26 protein-coding genes and 1 pseudogene are annotated in these 22,237 nt (G+C 44.7%); 7 read left to right on the forward strand and 20 right to left on the reverse strand.

The window, feature by feature from the left end:
• Positions 1–63 precede the first annotated feature (63 nt).
• From NSS82_RS23195 to NSS82_RS23205, 3 genes are read right to left on the reverse strand one after another with little or no spacing between them, the layout of a single operon-like run.
• A complete protein-coding gene (locus NSS82_RS23195) occupies positions 64–1,923 on the reverse strand; it encodes an ABC transporter ATP-binding protein (RefSeq protein ID WP_076273517.1) in 1,860 nt (619 codons plus the stop codon).
• Positions 1,904–3,637, reverse strand: a complete 1,734-nt coding sequence (locus NSS82_RS23200) for an ABC transporter ATP-binding protein (RefSeq protein ID WP_076273516.1) — start codon at positions 3,635–3,637, stop codon at positions 1,904–1,906. The genes NSS82_RS23195 and NSS82_RS23200 overlap by 20 nt, the downstream gene beginning before the upstream one ends.
• 17 nt (positions 3,638–3,654) lie before the next feature.
• A complete protein-coding gene (locus NSS82_RS23205) occupies positions 3,655–3,885 on the reverse strand; it encodes a hypothetical protein (RefSeq protein WP_036676022.1) in 231 nt (76 codons plus the stop codon).
• Between the two features lie 136 nt (positions 3,886–4,021).
• Here NSS82_RS23205 and NSS82_RS23210 point away from each other — a divergent pair, with 136 nt between their 5' ends.
• Positions 4,022–4,591 carry a thymidine kinase gene (locus NSS82_RS23210; RefSeq protein WP_036676019.1) on the forward strand — a complete coding sequence of 190 codons (570 nt, stop codon included), beginning with the start codon at positions 4,022–4,024 and terminating at the stop codon, positions 4,589–4,591.
• Positions 4,592–4,655: 64 nt separating this feature from the next.
• On the opposite strand, the gene NSS82_RS23215 is transcribed toward NSS82_RS23210, so the two are convergent.
• Complete coding sequence (locus NSS82_RS23215) at positions 4,656–5,174, reverse strand: DinB family protein (RefSeq protein WP_076101540.1); 519 nt, start codon at positions 5,172–5,174, stop codon at positions 4,656–4,658.
• Positions 5,175–5,311: 137 nt separating this feature from the next.
• Here NSS82_RS23215 and NSS82_RS23220 point away from each other — a divergent pair, with 137 nt between their 5' ends.
• Genes NSS82_RS23220 through NSS82_RS23230 form a run of 4 tightly spaced genes read left to right on the forward strand, consistent with a single transcriptional unit; the run spans position 5,312 to position 6,958 of the window.
• Entirely contained in the window at positions 5,312–5,977 is a 666-nt protein-coding gene (locus NSS82_RS23220; protein WP_176462578.1) for a hypothetical protein, read from the forward strand.
• Complete coding sequence (locus NSS82_RS32725; RefSeq protein ID WP_176462579.1) at positions 5,958–6,485, forward strand: accessory gene regulator ArgB-like protein; 528 nt, start codon at positions 5,958–5,960, stop codon at positions 6,483–6,485. The genes NSS82_RS23220 and NSS82_RS32725 overlap by 20 nt, the downstream gene beginning before the upstream one ends.
• Positions 6,482–6,601: a cyclic lactone autoinducer peptide gene (locus NSS82_RS23225; RefSeq protein WP_139329854.1), complete on the forward strand. Its 120-nt coding sequence runs from the start codon at positions 6,482–6,484 to the stop codon at positions 6,599–6,601. Before NSS82_RS32725 ends, NSS82_RS23225 begins: the two co-directional genes overlap by 4 nt.
• 21 nt (positions 6,602–6,622) lie before the next feature.
• Positions 6,623–6,958, forward strand: a complete 336-nt coding sequence (locus NSS82_RS23230; RefSeq protein WP_036676016.1) for a LytTR family DNA-binding domain-containing protein — start codon at positions 6,623–6,625, stop codon at positions 6,956–6,958.
• Between the two features lie 575 nt (positions 6,959–7,533).
• Here the strand turns inward: NSS82_RS23230 and NSS82_RS23235 are convergent.
• The 5 genes from NSS82_RS23235 to NSS82_RS23255 all read right to left on the reverse strand — a co-directional run bounded on the left by NSS82_RS23235 (position 7,534) and on the right by NSS82_RS23255 (position 11,199).
• Positions 7,534–7,842 carry a hypothetical protein gene (locus NSS82_RS23235; protein ID WP_036676014.1) on the reverse strand — a complete coding sequence of 103 codons (309 nt, stop codon included), beginning with the start codon at positions 7,840–7,842 and terminating at the stop codon, positions 7,534–7,536.
• A 122-nt stretch (positions 7,843–7,964) separates the two neighbouring features.
• Positions 7,965–8,624, reverse strand: coding sequence for a helix-turn-helix domain-containing protein (locus NSS82_RS23240; protein WP_036676012.1), 660 nt, complete (start codon positions 8,622–8,624; stop codon positions 7,965–7,967).
• A gap of 910 nt (positions 8,625–9,534) precedes the next feature.
• Positions 9,535–9,711: an S-layer homology domain-containing protein gene (locus tag NSS82_RS23245; protein ID WP_141118485.1), complete on the reverse strand. Its 177-nt coding sequence runs from the start codon at positions 9,709–9,711 to the stop codon at positions 9,535–9,537.
• 39 nt (positions 9,712–9,750) lie between these two features.
• Positions 9,751–10,164, reverse strand: a complete 414-nt coding sequence (locus tag NSS82_RS23250) for a hypothetical protein (RefSeq protein WP_076273515.1) — start codon at positions 10,162–10,164, stop codon at positions 9,751–9,753.
• Between the two features lie 117 nt (positions 10,165–10,281).
• Positions 10,282–11,199 carry a LysR family transcriptional regulator gene (locus NSS82_RS23255; RefSeq protein ID WP_076098659.1) on the reverse strand — a complete coding sequence of 306 codons (918 nt, stop codon included), beginning with the start codon at positions 11,197–11,199 and terminating at the stop codon, positions 10,282–10,284.
• A gap of 164 nt (positions 11,200–11,363) precedes the next feature.
• Here NSS82_RS23255 and NSS82_RS23260 point away from each other — a divergent pair, with 164 nt between their 5' ends.
• Entirely contained in the window at positions 11,364–12,113 is a 750-nt protein-coding gene (locus tag NSS82_RS23260) for an SDR family NAD(P)-dependent oxidoreductase (protein ID WP_036676006.1), read from the forward strand.
• A gap of 79 nt (positions 12,114–12,192) precedes the next feature.
• Here the strand turns inward: NSS82_RS23260 and NSS82_RS23265 are convergent, their stop codons facing one another.
• The 4 genes and pseudogenes from NSS82_RS23265 to mobB all read right to left on the reverse strand — a co-directional run bounded on the left by NSS82_RS23265 (position 12,193) and on the right by mobB (position 14,348).
• Positions 12,193–12,483 (reverse strand): MazG nucleotide pyrophosphohydrolase domain-containing protein, encoded by a 291-nt coding sequence (locus NSS82_RS23265; RefSeq protein WP_036676004.1) that lies wholly within the window; start codon positions 12,481–12,483, stop codon positions 12,193–12,195.
• A gap of 154 nt (positions 12,484–12,637) precedes the next feature.
• Positions 12,638–13,123: a molybdenum cofactor biosynthesis protein MoaE gene (locus tag NSS82_RS23270; protein ID WP_076273567.1), complete on the reverse strand. Its 486-nt coding sequence runs from the start codon at positions 13,121–13,123 to the stop codon at positions 12,638–12,640.
• A 249-nt stretch (positions 13,124–13,372) separates the two neighbouring features.
• A pseudogene (gene mobA / locus NSS82_RS23275) lies at positions 13,373–13,693 on the reverse strand (molybdenum cofactor guanylyltransferase); the annotation flags it as partial.
• Positions 13,677–14,348 carry a molybdopterin-guanine dinucleotide biosynthesis protein B gene (gene mobB / locus NSS82_RS23280; RefSeq protein ID WP_254924558.1) on the reverse strand — a complete coding sequence of 224 codons (672 nt, stop codon included), beginning with the start codon at positions 14,346–14,348 and terminating at the stop codon, positions 13,677–13,679. The pseudogene mobA and the gene mobB, both read right to left, overlap by 17 nt.
• Before the next feature lie 134 nt (positions 14,349–14,482).
• Between mobB and NSS82_RS23285 the strand changes: the two genes are divergently transcribed.
• The gene (locus NSS82_RS23285) at positions 14,483–15,196 is read left to right on the forward strand and encodes a YwiC-like family protein (RefSeq protein WP_169744792.1); all 714 of its coding nucleotides are present in this window, start codon (positions 14,483–14,485) and stop codon (positions 15,194–15,196) included.
• Between the two features lie 191 nt (positions 15,197–15,387).
• On the opposite strand, the gene moaA is transcribed toward NSS82_RS23285, so the two are convergent.
• The 7 genes from moaA to NSS82_RS23320 all read right to left on the reverse strand — a co-directional run bounded on the left by moaA (position 15,388) and on the right by NSS82_RS23320 (position 22,202).
• Positions 15,388–16,404, reverse strand: coding sequence for a GTP 3',8-cyclase MoaA (gene moaA / locus NSS82_RS23290; protein ID WP_076098657.1), 1,017 nt, complete (start codon positions 16,402–16,404; stop codon positions 15,388–15,390).
• Between the two features lie 25 nt (positions 16,405–16,429).
• The gene (locus NSS82_RS23295) at positions 16,430–17,680 is read right to left on the reverse strand and encodes a molybdopterin molybdotransferase MoeA (protein ID WP_076098656.1); all 1,251 of its coding nucleotides are present in this window, start codon (positions 17,678–17,680) and stop codon (positions 16,430–16,432) included.
• Positions 17,681–17,722: 42 nt separating this feature from the next.
• A complete protein-coding gene (locus NSS82_RS23300; RefSeq protein ID WP_036675998.1) occupies positions 17,723–19,213 on the reverse strand; it encodes a nitrate/nitrite transporter in 1,491 nt (496 codons plus the stop codon).
• A 260-nt stretch (positions 19,214–19,473) separates the two neighbouring features.
• Positions 19,474–20,001: a hemerythrin domain-containing protein gene (locus NSS82_RS23305; RefSeq protein WP_076141340.1), complete on the reverse strand. Its 528-nt coding sequence runs from the start codon at positions 19,999–20,001 to the stop codon at positions 19,474–19,476.
• 23 nt (positions 20,002–20,024) lie between these two features.
• Positions 20,025–20,672, reverse strand: coding sequence for a response regulator transcription factor (locus NSS82_RS23310; RefSeq protein ID WP_038572504.1), 648 nt, complete (start codon positions 20,670–20,672; stop codon positions 20,025–20,027).
• Positions 20,673–20,679: 7 nt separating this feature from the next.
• Positions 20,680–21,744, reverse strand: coding sequence for a sensor histidine kinase (locus NSS82_RS23315; protein WP_036675994.1), 1,065 nt, complete (start codon positions 21,742–21,744; stop codon positions 20,680–20,682).
• Positions 21,744–22,202 (reverse strand): GAF domain-containing protein, encoded by a 459-nt coding sequence (locus tag NSS82_RS23320; RefSeq protein WP_036675992.1) that lies wholly within the window; start codon positions 22,200–22,202, stop codon positions 21,744–21,746. Before NSS82_RS23320 ends, NSS82_RS23315 begins: the two co-directional genes overlap by 1 nt.
• Positions 22,203–22,237: the final 35 nt, after the last annotated feature.

Here is a 22,237-nt window from a genome sequence, read left to right on the forward strand (position 1 = left end):
TAACATAAAGGCGAGAACTTTCAAGGACGCAATCTGCGCTCCCTGAAAATTCTCGCCTTTTTCTTAAATACCAGACTTATCAAGTGCCTCGTTCCGCCGCCCCTGTACCAACTCACTGTACAGTCCGCCTTGCTTCAGCAGCTCTTCATGAGAGCCTTGCTGCAATAATCTGCCGCCCTGAAGCACAAGAATTCGATCAGCCGCACGAATCGTGCCAAGTCTATGAGCGATGACGAAGCTCGTTCGCCCTTTCATCAGCGCCTGCAGCCCTTCCTGAATCTTGATCTCGGTCACTGTATCAATACTGCTGGTTGCTTCATCAAGCACAAGCATAGAGGGGTTAGCAAGAATCGCTCTCGCAATGGAGAGCAGCTGCTTCTGCCCTTGGCTTATACCGCTGCCATCCGCCGAGAGCATCCGTTCATAACCTTCGGGCATTCGCATAATAAAAGAATGGGCATTGGCCAGCTTAGCCGCCTCTTCAACCTCTTCATCGGACGCATCCAGCCTCCCGTACCGGATGTTATCGCGGATACTCCCTTTGAACAAAAAGGAATCCTGCAATACAAAGGCCATATGACTTCTCAAGCTTTCCCGCCGAATCGAAGTGATATCTAAACCATCCAGCGTGATTTTCCCCTGATTAGGATCATAAAAACGGGATAACAGCCCTATTAGCGTTGTTTTGCCTGCACCGGTAGGTCCAACTAAAGCGATCATCTCACCAGGCTTCGCTTCAAAGCTGATATCCTGCAGCGTGTTAGAACCTCCATCATAAGAAAAAGCTACATTTTCAAACTTCACCGCACCCTGTACAGTTTCAAGTGATATGGCTGCACCTTCATCTTTAGCCTCGGTCTCTTCGTCCAGCACTTCAAACACCCGTTCTGCCCCTGCCACCGCTGAAAGCAAGGTATTCCACTGATTCGCTAAATCATTAAGCGGACGAGTAAACTGGCGGGTATATTCAACGAATACGATGATCACACCCACTGTAATCGACCCACGGATCGCAAGCAGACCACCAATTCCTGCAACAATGGCGAAGCTGAGATTATTAAGACCATTCATAAGCTTGGGGATGAAACCAGAAATGGACTGCGCCCAGTAACCTGACAGCATAATTCGCTTGTTGCGTTCATGAAAACCGGAGATGACCCGTTCCTCTTGTGAAAAAGCCTTGATAATCCGTTGTCCGGATAAGGTCTCCTCAATATAACCGTTAAGCTCCCCTACATTGCGCTGACGTTCTTTAAATAGTGGACCTGTACGGCGTGTAATCCAGCGCATGCCTAACAACATCAAAGGCACGACGAGGAATGTGAGCAGCGTCAACAAGGGACTAAGCCACAGCATAACCCCTACGGTTCCCAGCAAGGTTAAGACACTTGAAAATATCTGAATAGCCGAGCTATTCAACGTAGAGCTGACGTTCTCGATATCATTGGTAAGACGGCTCATAATTTCTCCCTGCTGTCTCCGATTAAAAAAGGAAATGGGCAGACGGTGTAAATGGGAGAATAGCTCCGTACGCATCCGTAATACAGTTTCTTGAGCAATTTCGATCATCCATATGTTTTGCAGCCAAGAAGTCAGAGAATAAAAAATGTACACACAAGCAAGGCTTGTCAGAAAAACAACCCATGAGCGCCCGCCGGTACCTTCCAGATAATTATCCACCGCTCTGCCAATCATGTATGGCCCCATCAGCGCTAGCGCTGAGCTGAAGACAACCATGATCAGTACAAGAATAAGCTTGGCTTTACGCTCAGCTAGATAACTCCAGATCCGGATCAGCGTCCCTGACCAATCCTTCGCCTTTGCTTTGGGTTTGCCGCCAGATGCTGTCCCTAGACTTCGTCCCACGCCAAGTTCAAAGTTCGGTTTAGGATGACGAAAAGGTTCAATTAATGCTTTGAACATGCTGCTTCGCCTCCTCTACCTGTGATTCATAAATCTTGCGGTACAGCTCGGAGCTTGCCATAAGCTCCTTATGCGAGCCTTTGCCAATTAATCGTCCCTCATCCAGCAACAGGATCAAATCGGCTGATGCCGTTGAACTGATTTTCTGAGTAATCAAAAAGGTTGTACAGGAGATATCCTTTAGCGCCTCCAGCAAAAGCCCTTCCGTAACCGCATCAAGTGCACTGGTGCTGTCATCAAGGATCAACATAGCCGGTTTCCTAACAAGTGCACGGGCAATCGTTAACCGCTGCTTTTGTCCGCCGGAGAGATTAACCCCTCGTTGACCAAGCATCGTGTCATAGCCATCCGGCAACCCTTTTACCGTCTCGTGAATTTGTGCAGCCGCCGCTGCTTGTTGGATTTGTTCCAGTGTGGCGTGTTCATTGCCCCATGCAATATTATCGCGGATTGATCCGCTGAAAAGCTGCAATTCCTGAGGCACATAACCTATCGATCTCCGCAGTCTGGAAATATCGATATCAGCACTTTTTTCACCGTCAATCCAAATGGTGCCGTCTGTCTCTTCATACAAGCGCGGAATCAGACTCACGAGTGAGGATTTTCCAGATCCGGTCGCCCCCATAATCGCTACTCGCTCACCAGCAGCTACTTCAAAATGAATGTCCTCCAGGACAGAGATATCACTATTAGGATACTTAAAGCAAACGCCTTCAAATTTAACGTGGCCCTGAATCGGTTCGCCTTGCAAAGTCCCGCCTTCATGAACTCCAGCTCCCGCTTCCATAACTTCTGAAACACGCTGAGAGGAGGCCCGAGCGCGGGAAAACGTTACAACAAGACCAGATATCGCTGATAGTGCTCCAATCGTTCGCAAGGAGTAATTAATAACAGCAACAGTCTGACCCAAAGTAGCATCCCCATTGGAAATGGCTATCCGTCCAAACCATAAAATCGCCAAAATCGCCGCATTCACAATAAGCATAACAAAAGGCATCGTCGTCTCAGTCAAACGCAAGGCAGACACCGTTGATCTCATCAAATTCCCGCTAAATACCGTGAAACGTTCAATCTCATACCCCATACGCACAAATACGCGGATCAAGCGAATACCCGTAAGATTCTCCTGAATCACGCCATTAACTCCGTCTAAACGCTGCTGGACCGTACGAAATAACAAGGAAGCTTTTCTCATAATCCAGTAGAGGAAAAAAATCAACAAAGGTAACGCCACCGTCAGCAGTAATCCCAGCTTCACATGAACAACTAACGCCATAATCACACTGCCTACCACAACAAGTGGCACCCGTGTCATAAAGCGCAAGCTCATAAAAATAGTATCCTGCAGCTGTGATACATCACCAGTCAGACGGGTAATCAGTGACGAGGTAGCAAAACGATTGAATACTTCATACGTAAAAGACTGTACCTTTTCGTACAATTTGTCCCTAAGATCGAACGCAAAGCTCTGACTTGCATGGGCAGCAAAAAAAGAACTGAGTACCCCGGCTGTAAACGCAACTACCGCGCTGCCGATCAATATACTGCCCCACAGCCATACTACAGAGGTATCTTTTTCTCGGATCCCTAAGTCAATGATTTTGGAAATGATCAAAGGCTGTGATAATTCTACCGTCAATTCAATGAGCATCATTACAAGGGCAGCTATTGCAGCTACCTTATATTTTTTGAGAAAAGAGAAAATCAAAGCCATTCGCATACCCTCTTTTTCTATTCGTACAGTGCATCCCTTAACCGAGTTGACATCGTGGAAGCCTGTCCAGTTTTCAGAATTGCTCGACGCAGTGCTTTATTACTCCGATTCAATTCCACCAAATCCGCCATCATTTCTTCCAGCAAGCTTTCAGTGTCACTGGATAAATCTCCATTCTGCTGCAAAAGAGCTAACCGTTCCTTATATTCGTCTAATCTTTCAGTCACACTTATTACTTCCTTTCCCATCTCTTATTACCTCTTATCATACCACATCCAATCAATCGCAATGTTTTCACTGGATACATCCGATCCGAATATGATACTCTAATATGGTCGCATTTTTAAGATATAATCAATGTTTTTTACGAAAGGATAGATGGAAGTGGCACAATTGTTTTTCAAATACGGAGCAATGAATAGTGGTAAATCTATTGAGATACTCAAGGTTGCACATAATTATGAAGAGCAGGGGAAATCGGTGCTTATTTTCACTCCATCCATAGACGACCGGGACGAGGTTGGTTTTATTTCTTCTCGTATTGGGCTTCGGAAACAAGCAATCCCCATCGATGAGAACACTGATATTTATAATATCGTCAGCAGTAACCAACCTAAACCACACTGTGTACTTATTGATGAATGTCAATTTCTAAGCAAGGAATGTATTCTCCAGCTAGTGCGTATCGTTGATGAGCTGGGTATTCCGGTAATGGCCTTCGGACTTAAAAATGATTTTCAGAATCAGTTATTTGAAGGCAGCAAATATATGCTGATCTACGCTGATAAAATTGAGGAAATGAAGACGATCTGCTGGTTCTGCGAGCGCAAAGCTACTATGGCTCTACGAGTAGAAAACGGCAAGCCCGTATATAGCGGCAAGCAAATCCAGATTGGTGGTAATGAAGCTTACTATCCGGTATGCCGCAAATGTCACAAGAATCCACCGCTATAGCCGTGTATAAAAAGCATCCCAAAGCCATAAAGGCTATTGGAATGCTTTTTTGATTAAGAAGATATTACCCTAAATATCTATCTTTAAGAATATTCAAATGATGATGGTCATGTCCAATCATAATGCAGGCCTGAGCTCTCGCAGAAAGAGTAGCCTCGTTAACTATTCCCTTCCGGATCCATGCTTCCTCCGGCAGAGTTTCCATTAGGAGTAATGTCGATTCTCGAACAAGCTTGTAATGGGCCAGTAATGCTTTTAAAGTGTGTGCTTCGAAATTGGCGTTAAGTACGTAGTCTTTCTCTTCAAAACCCGGCAGTGGAGTCGTATCCCCTCTGGCGATGCACAATAAACGGTAGGACATGATTCTTCCGGTATCAGCCAGATGTCCGACCATTTCCTTGATACTCCATTTCTCTGGAGCGTAACGATAGTCCCCTTGTTCTTCCGTAAGATTCGAAATAAAAGTGCAAATCTCATCCGTCTGCTCTCTAAAAATAGTAATGATGTCTCCTTCAGCTGGCACTAAATCGACATATTTTGATAATTCTTCGAGATACTCACTGCTTTCTGGACGTCGCCCCATGTCTAAACCCCTCTCATTTTGAATTTTTTTGAAAAAATAGGAGGAAAATTATACTGTAGTTGTTGTATTTTAGCTCATTTTATACGATACTTGCAATAATAGGGTTGGTTAAACTAGAAGTCATCGGGAGTGTCGGCATGCTAGATTTTATTCTTTTTATGATATTTTCAATACTAGAGACTTATGCAATGTTTTTTCTGGCTTTCAAAATCTTCAAAATTGATCTATATCATAAAGAGATGGTGTTTGCTAGTTTTATTATGGGCTTTTGTTCTTATACAATTAGGATCAACTATGGGATGTTTCCATTAGATATTTTCTCACAATATGCACTAATGTTTTGTTTTATGTGGATGTTATTCCGGATTCATCCCTTCTACGCTTCTATATTAACCGGGATGACCTATCAAGCATACTTGGTGATTCAGACCAGTCTTATGTATCTATTAAACTCTGTAATCATCATGCCTCTAAATATCTTGAACCCGATTACCAAAAACATGATCACAATGCAGGTTTTATCAGCATTAACCGCGATTCTCATTGGTATGTATGTAGGTCATAAACGTATTGGATATGACTTTGTACCTGATAAACCCGATGTAAAAATTAAACCAACGACTAATGAAAAAATATTATTCGCTCTTAATCTTCCTACAATAATTGTCGTTACTTCACTCAACTACTTTTTTGAATCTCGTTTCTTTTTCATAATCCCATTTCTCTATGGAATACTATTATGGGGATATCTATATTTCTCATACAAAAAGGACAGAAATAATTATGAATCATTTATCTCTTAAAATTGTTGAGTTCATTAAGAAAAGTAATCCAGAGCAAACGCATTCTATTGAAATCATGCATTATGCCCTTAGCATTATTCTGAATACTTTATTAATTATTATGACTTCATTATGCATTGGCGGGCTCACTGGACAGCTAAAAGAAACATTCTTAGCCTTATTCAGTTTCATACTCCTAAGAATGTCATCTGGTGGTGTGCATTTAAAATCCGCAAGGTCCTGCAATATTGTATCTATCTTTATCTGTTCACTTATCCCTCATATTACCTATCTAATACATAACCATTTGATTTGGATTAATCTTTTTTCTTTACTTGTAATGATCTTATGTGCTCCGAATCCTGATGCTAATGCTCAAATCCCCAAAGAATGGTATTTGGGTTTAAAGATCATTTCCATAATTCTGGTTTCTTTGAATTTTTGGATCCATTCGTCTGTCATTGGATTGGCATTTTTAGTTCAATCCTTTACAGTTATAATCCCATTACAAAGGAGGTCAATCAGATGAAAAAAACCTTAGCTCGTTATGCTTCTAACCTACTGGGTACTTCTGCTCAAGTTTTCACAAAAATTCTAAAACCAGCAGCTTACAGCCCTGAAATTCCAAAAGAACTGCGCAAGTAATTAAACAAGGATGGGGAAAAGATGCGTGTCTTACAGAAAGACGGTTCCTCTAGTGATATTCTAGAGGAAGATATATTGTATTTCTCGAATTATAAAAATACAATATTCGTCCATACGAAAGAAGGCGAATTTATTCTCCCCACCACGCTTTCCGATCTTTCCGTAGCGTATGAGGGTAAGGGATTCGAACGCCTTGACCGCAGCAATGTCGTCAATATCAACAACATAGAAGGCTATGATCCCGGGCGGAAGATTGTATGCTTTAATCAAGGTACGCAGTTCACTACTGTTTCGGAATCCAATGAACCGCGCCTTAAGAAGTATCTTGCTTCACAAAAGAAAAAACCGTCAGAATAAAATTCAGTTTTTTAATAATCCCGGCATGTTCACGCATGCCGGGATTATTTTATTAAAAATTGAAACTTTTTAGCAATTTCCTCAAAATCGCACATTATGCCATAATAATCCTCAAATGTAAAGATAAATTCGTAGGATGAATGACAGGAGACGGATCCTATTCCAAATGATACCATATAGATAAACCTATAATAAAAACAATTAATGATGGAGGATCATAATGAATTACTATTTTCATCCCTCTCCACGGCCCTCATCTCTGGAATCTATATCTGACGAGGATTTACTAAGAATCTATGAGCTAGCGGTTGATGCCCATGCGTTACCGGATTTCATTGAAATTATTAAAGATATCATGAGAGGTAGAAATCTCATAGATTCTGAAAGTATATAACATCCCCTTCCCCATTAAATTCACACTGCGCATGGTACACATTATTCTTCAGCTTCAACCAACAATAAACTCCTTAGGTCGCCTTAAGTCAAGTACATAAACATAAAAAAAGGTAGAGCCTCCGCGGCCCTACCTTTTTTATATGCACATATGATGGTTAATCTGAGATAAAAATAATGCTCTATTCTGTAATTTCTGTTTTGAAAACATTTTCCAATTTGCCGCCGAGTCTTTTCTTCAAGGGAACTTTAATATCTCTGCCCAATTCTTTAAAGAAAGTTTCAACATCACATTTCACATTTTTTGCAGTTGCGATTACCGCACCATCACCAACAATGTTTTGATTCGCTTCAAGAGGAACATCAACTTCGATGTCATACTTTTTGGATAATGTCTTGATGTAACGTGCGAAGATCTCCAGCAATTCCTCGTTATTAAAATTCTCTATAGCGACTTTGCCCTTGCTGGTAAACTTCATGTTAATTTTCATTATTAATATCCCCTTTTCTGTCAAACCATTTTTAGTTGTTAGTTTATGGATCAAGATGAATAGATGGCTGCAAGAAAGGGCAACATTCATTCATTTTTGAGATCATTAGCAAAAGGCATACATTATTTATAAGCACCCTTTATTTGTTGTACTTTAAACTGAGTAAATTCTTTAAGTGCTTGTATGACCTGATCCTGTTCCTCTTCCTTCAGTTCATAAACGCACTCCCGTAGCCACTCGCCAAATAGAAAGGCTTGACGCCCTTTACGGGGGCTCTTTCTTAAGGAGTCGAGGTTACCCTCAAACTTATCGTTCAGGACATCGGTCAGATTGTATTTCTCAATCTTCTCTATTACCATTCCTGCCCCATATTCCGTTTCGTAAACTATAACTTCATTCGAATCAAAGGAAACGTACGATGTTTCTTTCCCTTCCTTCGCTCTGAATTCCTTAAGCTTGTTAAAGGCTGTCTCGTAGATGTAATCTTGAGACTGTTTGAGCTGTGGCAGCTCATATCCTTGCTTCAAGGTCTTGATATATTCAATATCTGGCATATAATCTGCCAAATGGTACATCCGATTCTTCAGATCCGTTCCAAGCGCTTCAATGATCTTGTCCAGATTGTCTTTAAGCGGAATGCTCTCTCCACGTTCGATTTTGCTGAGCTGTGAGTAACTTATACCGCTCTTTTCTTCCAGTCCTCTTAAGGTTAACCCTCTCGTCTTTCTGATGTGCCGAATGAAATTACCCAGCTCATCGGGATAGTTCTCAAAATCATTCATGGGAGTCACCTCCCTACTATCATAACACAACATAACAATTTGTGTTGGCTAATAACAATTATTCCTTGTTTTTACTTGCCTCTGAAGAGTAATTCCCAGTATTCCACGCCCAATATAACCCTATCTTTACAAAATACCGGAAAAAGACTCGGCGCTCGTCTGTAAGCATTTGGAATATGCTCGATACTCGCCTCAGTTTTACTATACGCTTAAACCCCATCTGTATTCTGCATCTTATCTTCCGTTTACTGACTCAGTTTACTTACTTTACTCATCTAGCTCACCTTCTCAACTTGCTCACTTTACTCACTTTACTCACTTGACTTACCTAGCTCACTTGGCTCACATAGCTCACCTTACTCACCTTATTAACTCAATTCTACTTCATCGGACCGAGGAGACCTTATTAAGCTGATTTCTGCCATTCTGCTCAGCTATCGGACTCAAATGCAGCTATTCATTAAAATATATTACGATTCCGTGCAAAAGTATGACAATAAGAGCTATGGAGTCCGAAAAATTGGAAAAATAGACCAAAAAGTTAAAATAGCGGCAATACAGTCCGTTACGATCCCAAACCATCGAGGCTATCTGTTAAAACAAACTTTCTTGATAAAAGTAGCTCGTCCGAGCCAAACTTACCAAGTGTGCATCGCTGTTGGCGCACTTTAGCTTTAGCGTACCTCAGTGAGCGTACTTTAGCTTTAGCACACTCAGCGAGCGTACCTCAGCGAGTGTACCTTAGTTATCTGTTCTCCATATACACTTACCTATTGTGTCTCATCCTTGTTTTTACTTTTACTCCGCTTTCCCCCTCTGTGTATTCATGATGCGTATCCTGCGTATATCCCACTAATCCAATTATCAAAAAAACAGCCAGTCCCCATAAACCTGAGACTGGCCATAATCATTACTCCATAACACTCAGCAGGTTGAGGATCATCTGTGCACTTTCAGCACGTGTTCCGTTTTGGCACGGTGCAAATTGCCCTTCAGCACGTCCTTGCATCAAACCAAGTCTGTACACTTCGCTGGTTGCCTCTTGAGCCCACTGTGGAGCAAGACCAATATCATTGAATGCCGAAATGTTACGGCTAGCTACAGATACACTACTCTTGGTGTAAGCTTAAAATCCATTGGGAACACCCGTAGCAAAACCGGGGATTTCATAGAAATCACCGTTGATCCCTGCGATCACTCGGTTTCCAGGCGAATCCGCATACATGGCCATTTCGGTAACGCCCTTCATACCGTATACCTTTCCATCCTTCGTACCTGCCCGCAGCTCCAAATTTCCTTGTTGCGGGTTGAACTCCACTGCATGTATCTTTTGTAAACCACGTTCATTCTGGAGATCTATCCAGGTATACATCGCCCCGGGTGCAAGCTCTGTTTGGCGAACATCAATAACGGTTCCGTAATCTGTTGCTGGTAAATATAAATCAGAAATGGAAGCGCGAACAATTGCTCCCGGTTGTAACAACGAAATCAACAAAACAAAGATAATAACAACATTAATTTGCCTAAGATACCATCTCACTGTGTTGACATCCTCCCCACTTGGCTGTCCTAATATCGATCTGAGCTTGGACAACATCATAGGGTTAATATTAACTAGGAAGCGTAAAGGTTAGATAAAATTTACCAAGGCATACTGTTAACTTCGTCTAATCATTTCATCAAATTCATGCTTTAGCCTGTTGATAAATCTCCGGGCGGTCTGGGAGGTCTGTTTTGAAGCAGAGACAATAGCTCCTGAATATTTCGCACGGGTATCTGGTGATCGTAACTCGATGGTTTTCATGAAGCCTGGAGAACCCTCTGATATTTTTAGAAACGAATAATCCAGACCAATTGTGATGGCCAGTCCTTCTGCAACTGCATTCTCAATCGCCCGTGTGTTGTTACTTACAAAAAGCAAATTGATCGGCCCATAGCCAGATAAATATCGCTCTACATAGTCCTTAATGTAAGAATCATCGTATAAAACCAACGTCTGCCCCACTAACTGAGCAGGTGTAAGGATGGAATTCAGGGCAAGCGGTGAGTGTGGATGTACACCAACTACAATCTTTCCTTCCACTAACCGTTCAAACTTAACCCCTTTATATTTGTCAGGCATTCCTTCCGGCGAGACCATAAGTCCAATGTCCATTTCATCCTGAAGTACATTATCCAGAATTTCTTTAGGTCCCTTTTCAAAAATCTCTATTTTCACATTTGGAAAATCTGCCTTAAAGCTAGAGATTACCTTCACCATCAGATGCATGGGTCCGGGTATCGTAGCTATTTTCAAATGACCACTTAACGTATCGCTGTAAATCTGTGCTTCTTCTTTTAATTCATTTACTTTCATCAGGACTTCATTTGCTTTGCTAATAATGGCATTTCCTTCTGCTGTGGGAACCGCCTTTTGCCCGCGCGAACGGATGAACAAAGTAACTCCCAGCTCAGCCTCCAGCATGGTAATGGACTGGCTCATTGCGGATAGAGTGATATGACGATTCTGAGCTGCTTTGGTTAAAGAACCAATCTTTGCGACTTCTACGATATTCTCGCACTGCTCCAAATTCATTTGAATCACCCCTTAAGTTAATCTTTACTTAATAACTATTAAATTTACTTAAATTTTAATTAATTTAGACAAGTGCTACAATGTAAATAAGTTAGTAAGTAACCATTTTTACTATATCAACTTTCATTTCTAGTATAACTATATTTCTCGAGGAGGAAACTCAAATGACAGACAAAAGAGTAGCCGTAATAACAGGTGGAGCCAGTGGAATCGGGAAACAAACCGCCATTAAATTTGCAAGTAAAGGTGATCAAGTTGTCGTTGCCGATTTCAATCAACAATTAGGTGAAGAAACGGTAGCACAAATTATTAAAGATGGTGGCGAAGCTATTTTCGTCAAAACTGACGTCTCAAAATACGAAGAAGTTGAAGCACTCGTTCAGAAAACTGTAGATACTTATGGAAGAATTGACGTAATGTTCAACAATGCCGGCATCGGCCGCGTCACTCCTGTACTAGACCAAGACCTTAAGGATTATCATAGTGTCATTAATGTCAATCAGCATGGCGTAGCCCATGGGATTATCGCTGCTGGTAAAAAAATGCGTGAGCTCGGCATTAAAGGTGTGATCATCAATACAGCTTCTGTATTTGGATTCCTAGCTTCCCCAGGTACATTCGCATATCACGCTTCCAAAGGTGCGGTCATTATGATGACTAAATCCGCAGCACTAGAACTTTCCGTCCATGGTATCCGCGTGCTTGCCGTTGCTCCAGGCGCTGTAGATACGCCAATTATCCAAGGATATAAAGATCAAGGAATGGTCGACCAAATGAAGAGTAAAGTAATGGGTAACAAATTAACATTGCCTGAACAAGTTGCAGACACTGTATACTTGCTCTCCTTACCAGAAGCTAGTGCAATTAACGGTAGTGTTGTAATGGCTGATGAAGGTTATGCTTCATTTAAATAAAATTTCGGGTGAAAAAAATCCAAGGCTTCCCACAGGGGAGGTCCTTGGATTTTTTTTTATAGTATTCAATAGATACACCTTACTCCCAAGTCCTCTGTTCATTAATCTCCAGCTTACGTTTAAAAGCCTGCTCCAGATCAATGCCAAGTTTATTGGCCAGATCAAAAATATTCCACACCACATCGTACATCTCGTATCCCAAGTTTTCTTTCCGCTCTGCATCTGGATGAAAAGATACGGACAAAACTTCTTTGGACAACTCCCCAACCTCAGTCATTAAGTACAGCATTCTCTGCTCAATGGTGCTGGTATCAAACCCTTTGATTTCACTGAACTCCTTAACATACTGTTGAAACTCTGCTGCATTCATTTCCTTACGCCTCGCTTTTTGGGTAAAAATCCCTATGTTCTATTGCTGCCTTAGGTTTAGATGGCTTGAATTGATTTATATTATACTACAAGGCAATTCGAGCAGTACTCATTTATGTTCTTTACTTCCTCCCCTGTTTCATTAATAGCCGCCTCTACTTCTTATCTTCTGCAGGAACATCCGGAAATAATGGCCGCCCTTCCGGATAGGTTAATTGATTCAGCTGATCGCCAACCCATGCTTCGCCGTCTTCGCCCATTTCTTTTTTCCAAATAGGCACGATTTCTTTAATCCGGTCAATCACATATTCATTCGCTTCGTAAGCGGCCTGACGGTGTGGCGAGGATACAGCGATCACAACGGCGATATCAGTGATTTCAAGTTTTCCTATCCTATGGGTTACAGCAACCATAGTATTTGGCCAACGCTCATTCACTTCCTGCCCAATTCGTTCCAATTGCGCTACAGCCATGAGCGGATAAGCTTCATATTCAAGATATAATGTCCGCTTACCCTGCGTGAACTCCCGTACAGTGCCTAGGAATAAGGTAATCGCTCCCGCTTCTCTACGCAGGACTTTATCAGATACCTCCGCTGGTGTGATCGGTCCGTCTGTAATTTCAAATAATGAACTGCCCATGTGATCACTCCCTTTCGATAGATGCAGCAAATCCTTATATTGCTCAGGTGTATCTACATCTGCAGTGAAATCCTCATATATACCAGCACCAGCAAGGTCGCCCTTATCTACCCCTAACCAATGCATCGAATCTAATAATCCTGATAGCCGGTACTGTCGTGTTTCCAGTCTATCAATGATACTTGGCAAAATCAGGTGCGGCCGATATACCCCATGGAGCATCTGATGCTTACCGTTAATGATGGGAAGAACAGCATCATAGTCGCCTTCCTTGAACCGGGTGAGCATCCACGAAGCTGCAGGGGCTGAAATATTAGGACTATCGCATCCGACAACCCAAGCATAATCCGTTTCCACCCTGACAAAAGCGGCATGAAACCCGCTTAAGGGTCCATGCCCTTCATAGATGTCCGGTAGAAAAATGAGACCGGATGGAAGACAATCCTCATACAGGGATGCATCTTTCGTAACAATAATGATCTTGGAGCAAAGGGTACGCATCTCCTTCACCTGTCTAACAATAAAATGCTCCCCGTGATAGGTCAGGAGCGCTTTATTCCGACCCTTCATCCGGGAATTCTGTCCCCCTGCCAGTATTATTCCAGTCAGCACAATGTGCACCTCCTGTAAGGGAATCTCCTTCTCTTATGTCAGGGATTCCCATATTAGATTGAAGCAGCGACAAAGCCAGGTTGAGGACCTCCTGATCTATAAGAGCTTGATCCCTTAAAAGTAGTACAGGGGTAGTATTCTTGCTTACCACAGACGTTACACTTTTCATATTAGCGTCCTCCTCCCAGCTTAACCACATATAAATATTCGTTGCTTGACTTCGCAGATTTATCATTTCATTTACATTGCGGATCAAGGCGATTTTGGGATAATCTGCAGATTTGAACCCTTCAGCAATCAGCAGATCAACCTTACCATACATAGACTGTACGATTTCTTCTAATGAAGTCTCGGACTTCCGCATTATTCTTGTAGCCTCAGACGATGTCAGTACGGTTTCAATCGCACCGTGCAGCAGATGCCTGCTGCTGTCTGTACCCGGATCATCTAATTGAAAATGGTGAGCATCGTGTTTAGCAGACCCGACGCGTATACCTTGAGTAGATAGAGCGCGAATTAAACGGCAGGCAAGTGTTGTTTTTCCGCTATTCTTGTACCCGATAATTTGTAATACAGGAACCGGACCCTGTACTGTTGCATGATGAGATTCCATACTCACGATGTTTACTCCTTTTCTTAAAATGATTAGTGCTTCAAATCACCCGGGTCCCCTCAAGGAAAAACGTATAGTTAAAGAGTATGGCATCCTCGCATGCCATGATATTTCAGGGTAGGAGGATGTTTACTATGAAGAAGTATATCCCTAACCAGCACGGCGCCTGGGCGATGCTCGTCCTTCCCTTTCTGTTCGGGGTAGCCGCATCCCAGGGGCAACCGATACATATTCCGCTGTTTGCTTGCTGGCTTCTGATCTATTTGTTCAGTTTTCCTTTACTGCAGGGGGTGAAGACAGGAAGATTTAAACGCTATGCCCAGCCCTTGAAGGTATATGGAATTCTGCTACTCCCTTTGATCGTCTATCTGGTAGTAGCCGAACCTAAGTTGTTATGGTTTGTTCTACCGCTCGTGCCTTTGTTCGCTGTAAATCTCTATTATGCAAAAACTAAAAATGAACGTGCCCTGCTCAATGACATCTCGGCCATTTTGGCATTTTGCCTGATCATTTATCCGGTCTTCTACGTCGGTCAGGGAGAAAGCTGGCGGACAGCGACCGAGTTGTTCCTGCTGGCTGTCCTGTACTTTGTCGGAACCGCTTTGTATGTCAAAACCATCATCCGTGAACGAAATAATATTAGCTTCTATTACGGATCTGTTCTATATCACCTGCTGGTTGCAGCAGCCGGGCTGTTCCTGTTTCCATCTCTGCTTGTTCCGCTGCTCATCCTGCTTGTGCGGGCAGCTGTCCTGCCAAAGACGGGCATCACAGTAAAACGTACCGGAATCATCGAAATTGGCTTCTCCTTTATGTTATATGTGTCTGTGCTCGTGTTGTACTTCTAGTATACAGTTGTAAAAAACCAGAAAGCTCATCTGCCGGTAATCCGGGTAGAGGAGCTTCCTTGTTGTTGCGTTAGTCTATTCTGCGATCATTTCCGGATTGCTCGATCCTGGAGGTACAATAAGGATACATTGCTCAGCCAAAAATGATCTGCCATCCGGCTCGATCAACAGCTGAAATTGCATTCTGCTCTTTAACCTCCAATATAGGACATGCCGATCTTTGTTCTGTTCTTCACGGTTTGTTCTGTCCGCTCATCGGAGTAACGGTCTGTCCGCTGCTCCCATACATCCCTAATGGCTAGCAGCAGGCTTTGGTCACTCGCCCCGCTGCGGAGCATTTCCCTGAGATCAAAACCGTCTGATGCGAACAGGCAAGTGTATAATTTGCCGTCGGAAGACAGCCGGGCACGTGTACAGGAAGAGCAGAACGATTCAGATACGGAAGTAATAAAACCGACCTCGGTACAGCTACCCTTGTACCGGTACCTTTTGGCTACCTCGCCAAAATAATTATGGTCCTGTGCTTCCATTTCAAATGAGCCTTGGAGGCGCTCCAGTATTTCCCGTTTGGTTACAACCTTCTCATAGCTCCAGCCGTTATCGTTGCCGGCATCCATAAACTCGATGAACCGCAAAGTTATATTCTTATCCTTGAAATAGGCAGCCATCGGTACAATCTCCGATTCGTTCACACCTCTTTGTACCACCATGTTTACTTTGACCTCAAACCCGGCTTCTACGGCATGATCAATATGATGCAGAATTAATCCAGACGTAAAGCCCCGTCCGTTCATTTTTCCAAACCGCTTATGCTCCAAAGCATCCAAGCTGACGTTCAGTCTGCGGAGTCCCGCAGCATACAGTGGCGCTGCCTGCGCACCGAGCAGTACCCCATTCGTCGTCAGTCCCATATCTTTTACACCGCCGATAGCGCGGATTCCCGCAACAAGCTCAGGCAGATTACGCCGCATAAGCGGCTCGCCACCGGTCAACCGGATTTTGCTTACTCCAAGGGATACGAACAGCTTCGTCAGCCGGCAGATTTCCTCAAAGGTTAACAGCTCGCTTGCGGGGAGGAATGCATAATCATCACCGAACACTTCCTTCGGCATGCAGTAGGAACAGCGGAAATTGCACCGGTCTGTTACCGAAATCCGCAAATCATGGATAGGCCGTCGCAATTGATCCTTTAGTGGATGTGCATTCATGACTCTTATCTCCCTTCCGGTAGGCTTACAGTACCCATTTATCCGTACCTTCTTCAACACCCAGAAGCAGTACATCAACAAGATCACCTGCGGCGTAACCTCTTGTCCCGCCCGGCAGCACAATCAGCGAATTCCCGCGTGCGATGGAAGATACGGCATTAGATTTATTGAAACCGGCAGGACGCACCGAGGTGCGGTCATGAACAGCCCGGATAAACCGGGTGAACGGATTGGCCTTTGGGTAATCCTCTGCCAGTACCGCCGTCGTGCGCGGCAGATAAATTTTATCCGCTCCCATCATTTTGAGCAGGGCGGGTCTAACAAACAGCTCGAAGCCTGTGAAGCAGGCAGAAGGATTGCCGGACAGTCCGAACAAGTACGTATCCCCGGCAACCGCAACTGTGGTCACGCTGCCCGGACGCATCGCCACCTTGTTGAACAGCACATCAGCCCCGAGACGGTTATATATTTCCGGCAGGTAGTCATAATCACCGACGGACACACCTCCCGTTGTGATCAGGCAGTCTGTTTCTGTCATTGCCTTCCGCACCGTCAGCAGGCATGCTTCCAGTTGGTCTGCGGCTGTATCATACATCCGGTAAGGAATACCCATCCGGGCGAGCTGGGCTGCGATCATCGGTCCGTTACTGTTGCGGATTTTGCCGGGTGCAAGCTGTGCTGTCACCTCCAGCAGTTCGGTTCCCGTAGACAATATCCCTACTACCGGCCGCTTACCGACCTGAACATACCCATAACCGAATGTAGCCAGCAGCGCTACAATCCCGGGATGAATGAAGCTGCCGGCCGGAACGATCATTTCTCCTGACCGCATATCTTCACCCTTCAGGGACAGATTCTCCTGTGGCGCAAAAGCTTTACGGATTGTAAACGTATGACCTGCTGCTGTGGCCTGTTCAAACATAACTACAGCATCCGCTCCTGCCGGCAGCGCCGCTCCCGTCATCAGACGGACAGCTTCGCATGGCCCAATTGCAATCTGAGATACTGCCCCTGCGCCGATATGATCTACTACAGTAAAGCTGATCCTGTTATTACCGGAAGCACCGGCAGAATCTGCCGAAGAAATTGCATATCCGTCATAGGGTGATCGGGTAAAATGCGGAACATCATGGGTTGCCGTCAGCGGCTCCGCCAGGATCCGTCCATAGCTTTCAGCAAGTGGAATCCTTTCTGTACCTATGCGACATGCTCTTTCAGTTACCCGGAATACAGCTTCGGCAACGGTAACCGGAGTTCTGGTCTTTTCCACCTTCATCTGCTCCTAACTTAGTGCCGTACTAAAAAACGGTTCATCCGGTTATTTCTCTGTAATATCGCTGAATGTGCCTACATACCGGACATCTTCGCCGGTCTCATCCTTTACAGCGCTGATATTCAGCCACTGCAAATACTCTTCCCCGCCCTTGCGCTTGTTCCAGATTTCACCCTGCCACATCCCCTTCTCCCTGACTTCGCTCCACATTAAGCGGTAGAACTCCTTGGATTGGCGGCCTGACTTCAGAATGCTGGGCTGTCTGCCAAGAACTTCGTCTTCCGTATAGCCGGTGAGCTTCGTGAACGCCGGATTGACGGTCTTGATCAGACCGGAGACATCCGTAACCAGAATCCCCTGTCCGGTAGAATTGAACACTTCAGAGGTAAGCGCAAGCCGGTCCTGAAAATAGATCCACACTACCAGCACCAGACTGGCCAGCGCTACCTGAGAGAGCAGCATGAACCCGATGGAATATTGCCCTGTAGCCGAATAAATCACCGACAGCATAATGGGAGGGAAAAAACCGCCCAGACCGCCCATCATCGATACGATCCCGTTGGCGACACCCGCCTGCTTATTGAAGTACAGTGGGACTAATTTGAATATGACTCCGTTACCGATTCCCGCGCTGAACGCAATAGCAAGGCAACCTACTGTATATAAGCCCATGTCAGGCATAAATGCCAGGATGATTGCTGCAACCGTATAAATACTGAATGTGCCGGTAAGCAGAAACAAAGGCTGGAACTTGTCGGCAAGCCAGCCGCCTATCGGCCGGAAGAAGGTCGCAACGGCAATGAAGCCAGCTGTGCGCATCCCGGCATCCACTTTTTCCAGACCGAAGTTCGAAACTAGAAAGTTCGGCAGATAAATAGTGAAGGCAACGAAGGAGCCAAAGGTAATGAAATAAAACAAGGAGAAAAGCCAGAGCTTTTCATTTTTGGACACGCCCTTGATCTGTTCAATAATCGGCGTTTTGAGTTTAGGCTCATGACGATCCCCAAAGAAGAAATTTAATGCGATAAATACCAGTAACAGGATCAGATACATTTTAACCGCGGGTGCCCAGCCAATCTGTGCTGCCACAATCGGAGCCGAGAAGGTAGTGACAGCTGTTCCGATATTCCCGATCCCGTAGATTCCGTTGACCAGACCATGCTTATCTTTGGGGAAATACTTCGGCAAAGAGGTTACACCTACCGAAAAAACGGCTCCGCCGATTCCCAGGAACAAACCTCCGATAATTAAATGAGTGACCGAGGATGCTTCACTGATGAAATATACCGGAAACAAAAGCAGGATAAAGCTGAACATAAAAATAATGCGTGCTCCCAGAATGTTTGCATAATAGCCTAAAGGAATCCTTAGAATAGAGCCGAGCACCACCGGAATAGCCGTGACCATCGCTAGCCGCCCCGGAGGAATGCTGATATCCTCGGAAATAAAGGGCATCAAGGAAGAGATGATCACCCACACCATGAATCCAGTAATCAAGTTTAATGTTTGTAGCGGCAATTGCATTTTTTTAATCATTCGACTCACCTTTTCGCCGTTTATTCTCTTGATTATTCATACCAATACTTCCTGTACTCATTGTATCCGCCGATCCCCCGGCTCAGATATAGGGGAGTCCCCTTTCCCTGACAGGGGAAACCCTAAAAATAAAATAACCCCACATAGTGGGGCCTTGCTCCAGAACTTATTCACTCCTATCACAAATGAAACATAATACCTTATCTACTCTCTTAATAAGACCCAAAAAAGCCGCCCAAGTAGGAGCAGCCTGTTCATTATCACGTAATGAGCGTATTCAATTGCTGGCTTAACCGTTCTTTGTCTTTCGCACTCAGCTGATGCTCGGCCATCGGGTAAATGACAGTCTCTTCTTTGACAAAGTGTACCGTCAGAACCTCAAAAGCCTCCCCTGCATCCTTAACAGCTGCGCGGATATCCTCAAGCGGCAGCATATCTATATTGCCCTCTGTGTAATGCAGGAAATGCCCTATATATCCGTCAATCTCGCGGTGCTCCTCCTGGATGCCGACCAGTGGTCCTTGTTCAAAGCCGATATAACTGCCAAGCAGCGGAAAAAAAAACGTTTCTTCCTTCACAGTATGCTTCTTCAACGGACCAGTAAACTCCAGAATCGCCTTACGCAGCTTATGCAGCTGTGTCCTAGATTCTTCCAGAGCGGGCTGATCGTGTTCAAACCAGAGTACAAGGGCATGCCATTCTTCCATCAGAAATGATAAATAGCGGTGTTCATTCTCAAGAATACGCATGGCGGGCATCGTAAACTTGAGCCCTGTATTTTCCGGCATCCTGCTAACCCTCCATTTGCAAATCAGAAATCTAGCATTTTTTTCCTTAAAGCATACTCGACCAGCTCCGGTCTGCTTTTAAGGTTTAACTTCTCCATAATTTTCGCTTTGTGGGCTTCCACCGTTTTTACCGAAATAAACAGCTTCTCTGCGATTTCCTTGTTCCCGTAACCCTTGGCGATAAGCGGCAGGATCTCCAGTTCACGTTTGGACAACAGCTCAAACAGATCCTCTGTACCGCCGGATTTGTCCTGCTTAATAAATTCACGGACCAGTGAGGTCGCCATCTTAGGATGGATATAAGTGCCGCCTTCATAAATGGTCCGGATGGCCAGCAAAAGCTCCTCGTCCGGGGCGCTTTTGAGAACATAACCGGAGGCCCCGTTCTTCAATACATGAAAAAGATATTCATCATCGTCATGCATCGTCAGAATCAGGATTTTGGTATCGGGATAATCCTCTTTAATCTTCCCGGTTGCAACCAGCCCACTTTCGCCCGGAGGCATGCTTAAATCCATAATCAGAATATCCGGCCGGAATTTGGCAACCATTATATAAGCTTCCCTCCCGTCTGCCGCCGCTCCGATCACTTCTATGTCATCCTGAAAATTGAGAATCATGGAGAATCCGCTCCGTACGATCGCATGGTCGTCTGCAATGACGATCTTCATCAGAAGCTCATTCCTTTCCTCGGGATAATCCTACTGGCACCTGTAAAATAATAGTTGTGCCCCTACCTATCCCTGAATCTACGGTGAAGGTGCCACCCACCAGCTCCGCCCGTTCCTGCATGCCAAAAAGACCAAGTCCGGTTCCATTGGGTTCGTCTCCCTGAATGAAGCCTGTTCCCTCATCCTTAATCAGAAGCCGCAGCACGCCGTCATTTTCTGTAAGAGATACTTTGACGCTGTCTACCTGGGCATACTTCAGGGCGTTCAACACAGCTTCCTGGCATACACGGTACATGACGGTTTCAATCTCACTCTCATACCGTTTCTCCAAAAGCCGGGACTCATATTCAATTATAAGTCCGTAGCTTTGTTCCATCCGCTTGAAGTGTGACCGGAATGCAGCCTCCAGCCCGAAATCATCAAGTGCAGCCGGCCTGAGCTCCACGGAAAGGTTGCGGATATCATTCAGAAGTCTTGTCATGGATACTTCGGTCTGCTTCACCTTCTTCAGCAGCTGTTCATCAGCTGTCATATATTTGAGCACACGCAGATCAATCACGGCACTCATCAGCTCTTGGGCAACGCTGTCATGCAGTTCACGGGATATCCGCTTGCGTTCATTCTCCTGCGCCTCAATGATATGCTTCATCATCTTGTTCTGGTAGAACTTCTCTTGTGTCGTGAACTGTCTGCTCAGATCCCTAAGCATAAACACTCTGATACCATTCTCGTCATCTATCGTGTGAAAGGTGGCGGCATAAGGGACAATCCCCTTATCTTTCGTCTCCAGATAGACTTGATAAGAGGTAAATTCCTCTGAGTCCGGTGTATGAAAGTAACAATTAAGGCATGTGCGGAGCTCCGTCTCACTAGTGTATCCCCGGCAGGTCCCGCATAGTGCCTCCGGATTTCCCTGATACAACTGCTTCAGGATATCCTGGTCAACGATGTTCTCGGCAGCCGGATTCATCGCCAGGGCTTTCCCTTGCCGGTCAAAAAAGAACATCGCCTCCGAGCTGTTCTCGAACAGCTTCGTCATGAGCAGGCTCCGCAGATCCATTCCGGGTGTCATCAACTGAGCAACAATTCCTTCCCGTTCAAGTCTCCAATCCCCTTACGTGCTACCCTGTCCAGGTCTCTCAGCATTTCAGCGGTTACCTGCCGTTCACCCCTGAAACCGCCTAGAAGCACGCCTGCGACGCGGGCATCATTCCACACCGGTACAGCACCAATACTGTTCAAATTCTCCATCTTAGTAATGGGATAATTAAACAAGGTATCAGGCTTCACATCTGTCTGCACAGAAGGGATTAAGAACGGTTTTCCGGTCTTGAACACGATCCCTGCAATCCCTCTGCCGGATTGAAGTACAATCCGTTTGTAACGGTCATTAGTGTTCCCTGAGGCGTATTTCCACCGGATTACATAGTCATATTCCGCAGGTTCAGCAAGAGCCAGCGACATGAAGTCATATCCTAGAGCTGCGCGGATCCGGTCAAGCTCGATTTGATAATCCACCTTATTGTTCATCGTTTTCTCTCCTCGATTAGAACAGGAAAAGAAGT

The organism is Paenibacillus sp. FSL H7-0735 (assembly GCF_038008505.1).
In the GTDB taxonomy this organism is placed as follows: Bacteria; Bacillota; Bacilli; order Paenibacillales; family Paenibacillaceae; genus Paenibacillus_AQ; species Paenibacillus_AQ odorifer.

What these genes read in the sequence shown, in the direction of transcription:
- moaA (WP_076098657.1), bottom strand. Translation starts at nt 16,404, where the DNA reads ATGAATGCACATCCACTAAAGGATCAATTGCGACGGCCTATCCATGAT.
- NSS82_RS23310 (WP_038572504.1), bottom strand. Translation starts at nt 20,672, where the DNA reads ATGAAGATCGTCATTGCAGACGACCATGCGATCGTACGGAGCGGATTC.
- NSS82_RS23235 (WP_036676014.1), bottom strand. Translation starts at nt 7,842, where the DNA reads ATGAAAATTAACATGAAGTTTACCAGCAAGGGCAAAGTCGCTATAGAG.
- NSS82_RS23260 (WP_036676006.1), top strand. Translation starts at nt 11,364, where the DNA reads ATGACAGACAAAAGAGTAGCCGTAATAACAGGTGGAGCCAGTGGAATC.
- NSS82_RS32725 (WP_176462579.1), top strand. Translation starts at nt 5,958, where the DNA reads ATGAATCATTTATCTCTTAAAATTGTTGAGTTCATTAAGAAAAGTAAT.
- NSS82_RS23200 (WP_076273516.1), bottom strand. Translation starts at nt 3,637, where the DNA reads ATGGCTTTGATTTTCTCTTTTCTCAAAAAATATAAGGTAGCTGCAATA.
- NSS82_RS23305 (WP_076141340.1), bottom strand. Translation starts at nt 20,001, where the DNA reads ATGCCGGAAAATACAGGGCTCAAGTTTACGATGCCCGCCATGCGTATT.
- NSS82_RS23300 (WP_036675998.1), bottom strand. Translation starts at nt 19,213, where the DNA reads ATGATTAAAAAAATGCAATTGCCGCTACAAACATTAAACTTGATTACT.
- NSS82_RS23195 (WP_076273517.1), bottom strand. Translation starts at nt 1,923, where the DNA reads ATGTTCAAAGCATTAATTGAACCTTTTCGTCATCCTAAACCGAACTTT.
- NSS82_RS23225 (WP_139329854.1), top strand. Translation starts at nt 6,482, where the DNA reads ATGAAAAAAACCTTAGCTCGTTATGCTTCTAACCTACTGGGTACTTCT.
- NSS82_RS23285 (WP_169744792.1), top strand. Translation starts at nt 14,483, where the DNA reads ATGAAGAAGTATATCCCTAACCAGCACGGCGCCTGGGCGATGCTCGTC.
- NSS82_RS23320 (WP_036675992.1), bottom strand. Translation starts at nt 22,202, where the DNA reads ATGAACAATAAGGTGGATTATCAAATCGAGCTTGACCGGATCCGCGCA.
- mobB (WP_254924558.1), bottom strand. Translation starts at nt 14,348, where the DNA reads ATGGAATCTCATCATGCAACAGTACAGGGTCCGGTTCCTGTATTACAA.
- NSS82_RS23230 (WP_036676016.1), top strand. Translation starts at nt 6,623, where the DNA reads ATGCGTGTCTTACAGAAAGACGGTTCCTCTAGTGATATTCTAGAGGAA.
- NSS82_RS23205 (WP_036676022.1), bottom strand. Translation starts at nt 3,885, where the DNA reads ATGGGAAAGGAAGTAATAAGTGTGACTGAAAGATTAGACGAATATAAG.
- NSS82_RS23215 (WP_076101540.1), bottom strand. Translation starts at nt 5,174, where the DNA reads ATGGGGCGACGTCCAGAAAGCAGTGAGTATCTCGAAGAATTATCAAAA.
- NSS82_RS23315 (WP_036675994.1), bottom strand. Translation starts at nt 21,744, where the DNA reads ATGACACCCGGAATGGATCTGCGGAGCCTGCTCATGACGAAGCTGTTC.
- NSS82_RS23220 (WP_176462578.1), top strand. Translation starts at nt 5,312, where the DNA reads ATGCTAGATTTTATTCTTTTTATGATATTTTCAATACTAGAGACTTAT.
- NSS82_RS23240 (WP_036676012.1), bottom strand. Translation starts at nt 8,624, where the DNA reads ATGAATGATTTTGAGAACTATCCCGATGAGCTGGGTAATTTCATTCGG.
- NSS82_RS23255 (WP_076098659.1), bottom strand. Translation starts at nt 11,199, where the DNA reads ATGAATTTGGAGCAGTGCGAGAATATCGTAGAAGTCGCAAAGATTGGT.
- NSS82_RS23295 (WP_076098656.1), bottom strand. Translation starts at nt 17,680, where the DNA reads ATGAAGGTGGAAAAGACCAGAACTCCGGTTACCGTTGCCGAAGCTGTA.
- NSS82_RS23265 (WP_036676004.1), bottom strand. Translation starts at nt 12,483, where the DNA reads ATGAATGCAGCAGAGTTTCAACAGTATGTTAAGGAGTTCAGTGAAATC.
- NSS82_RS23270 (WP_076273567.1), bottom strand. Translation starts at nt 13,123, where the DNA reads ATGGGCAGTTCATTATTTGAAATTACAGACGGACCGATCACACCAGCG.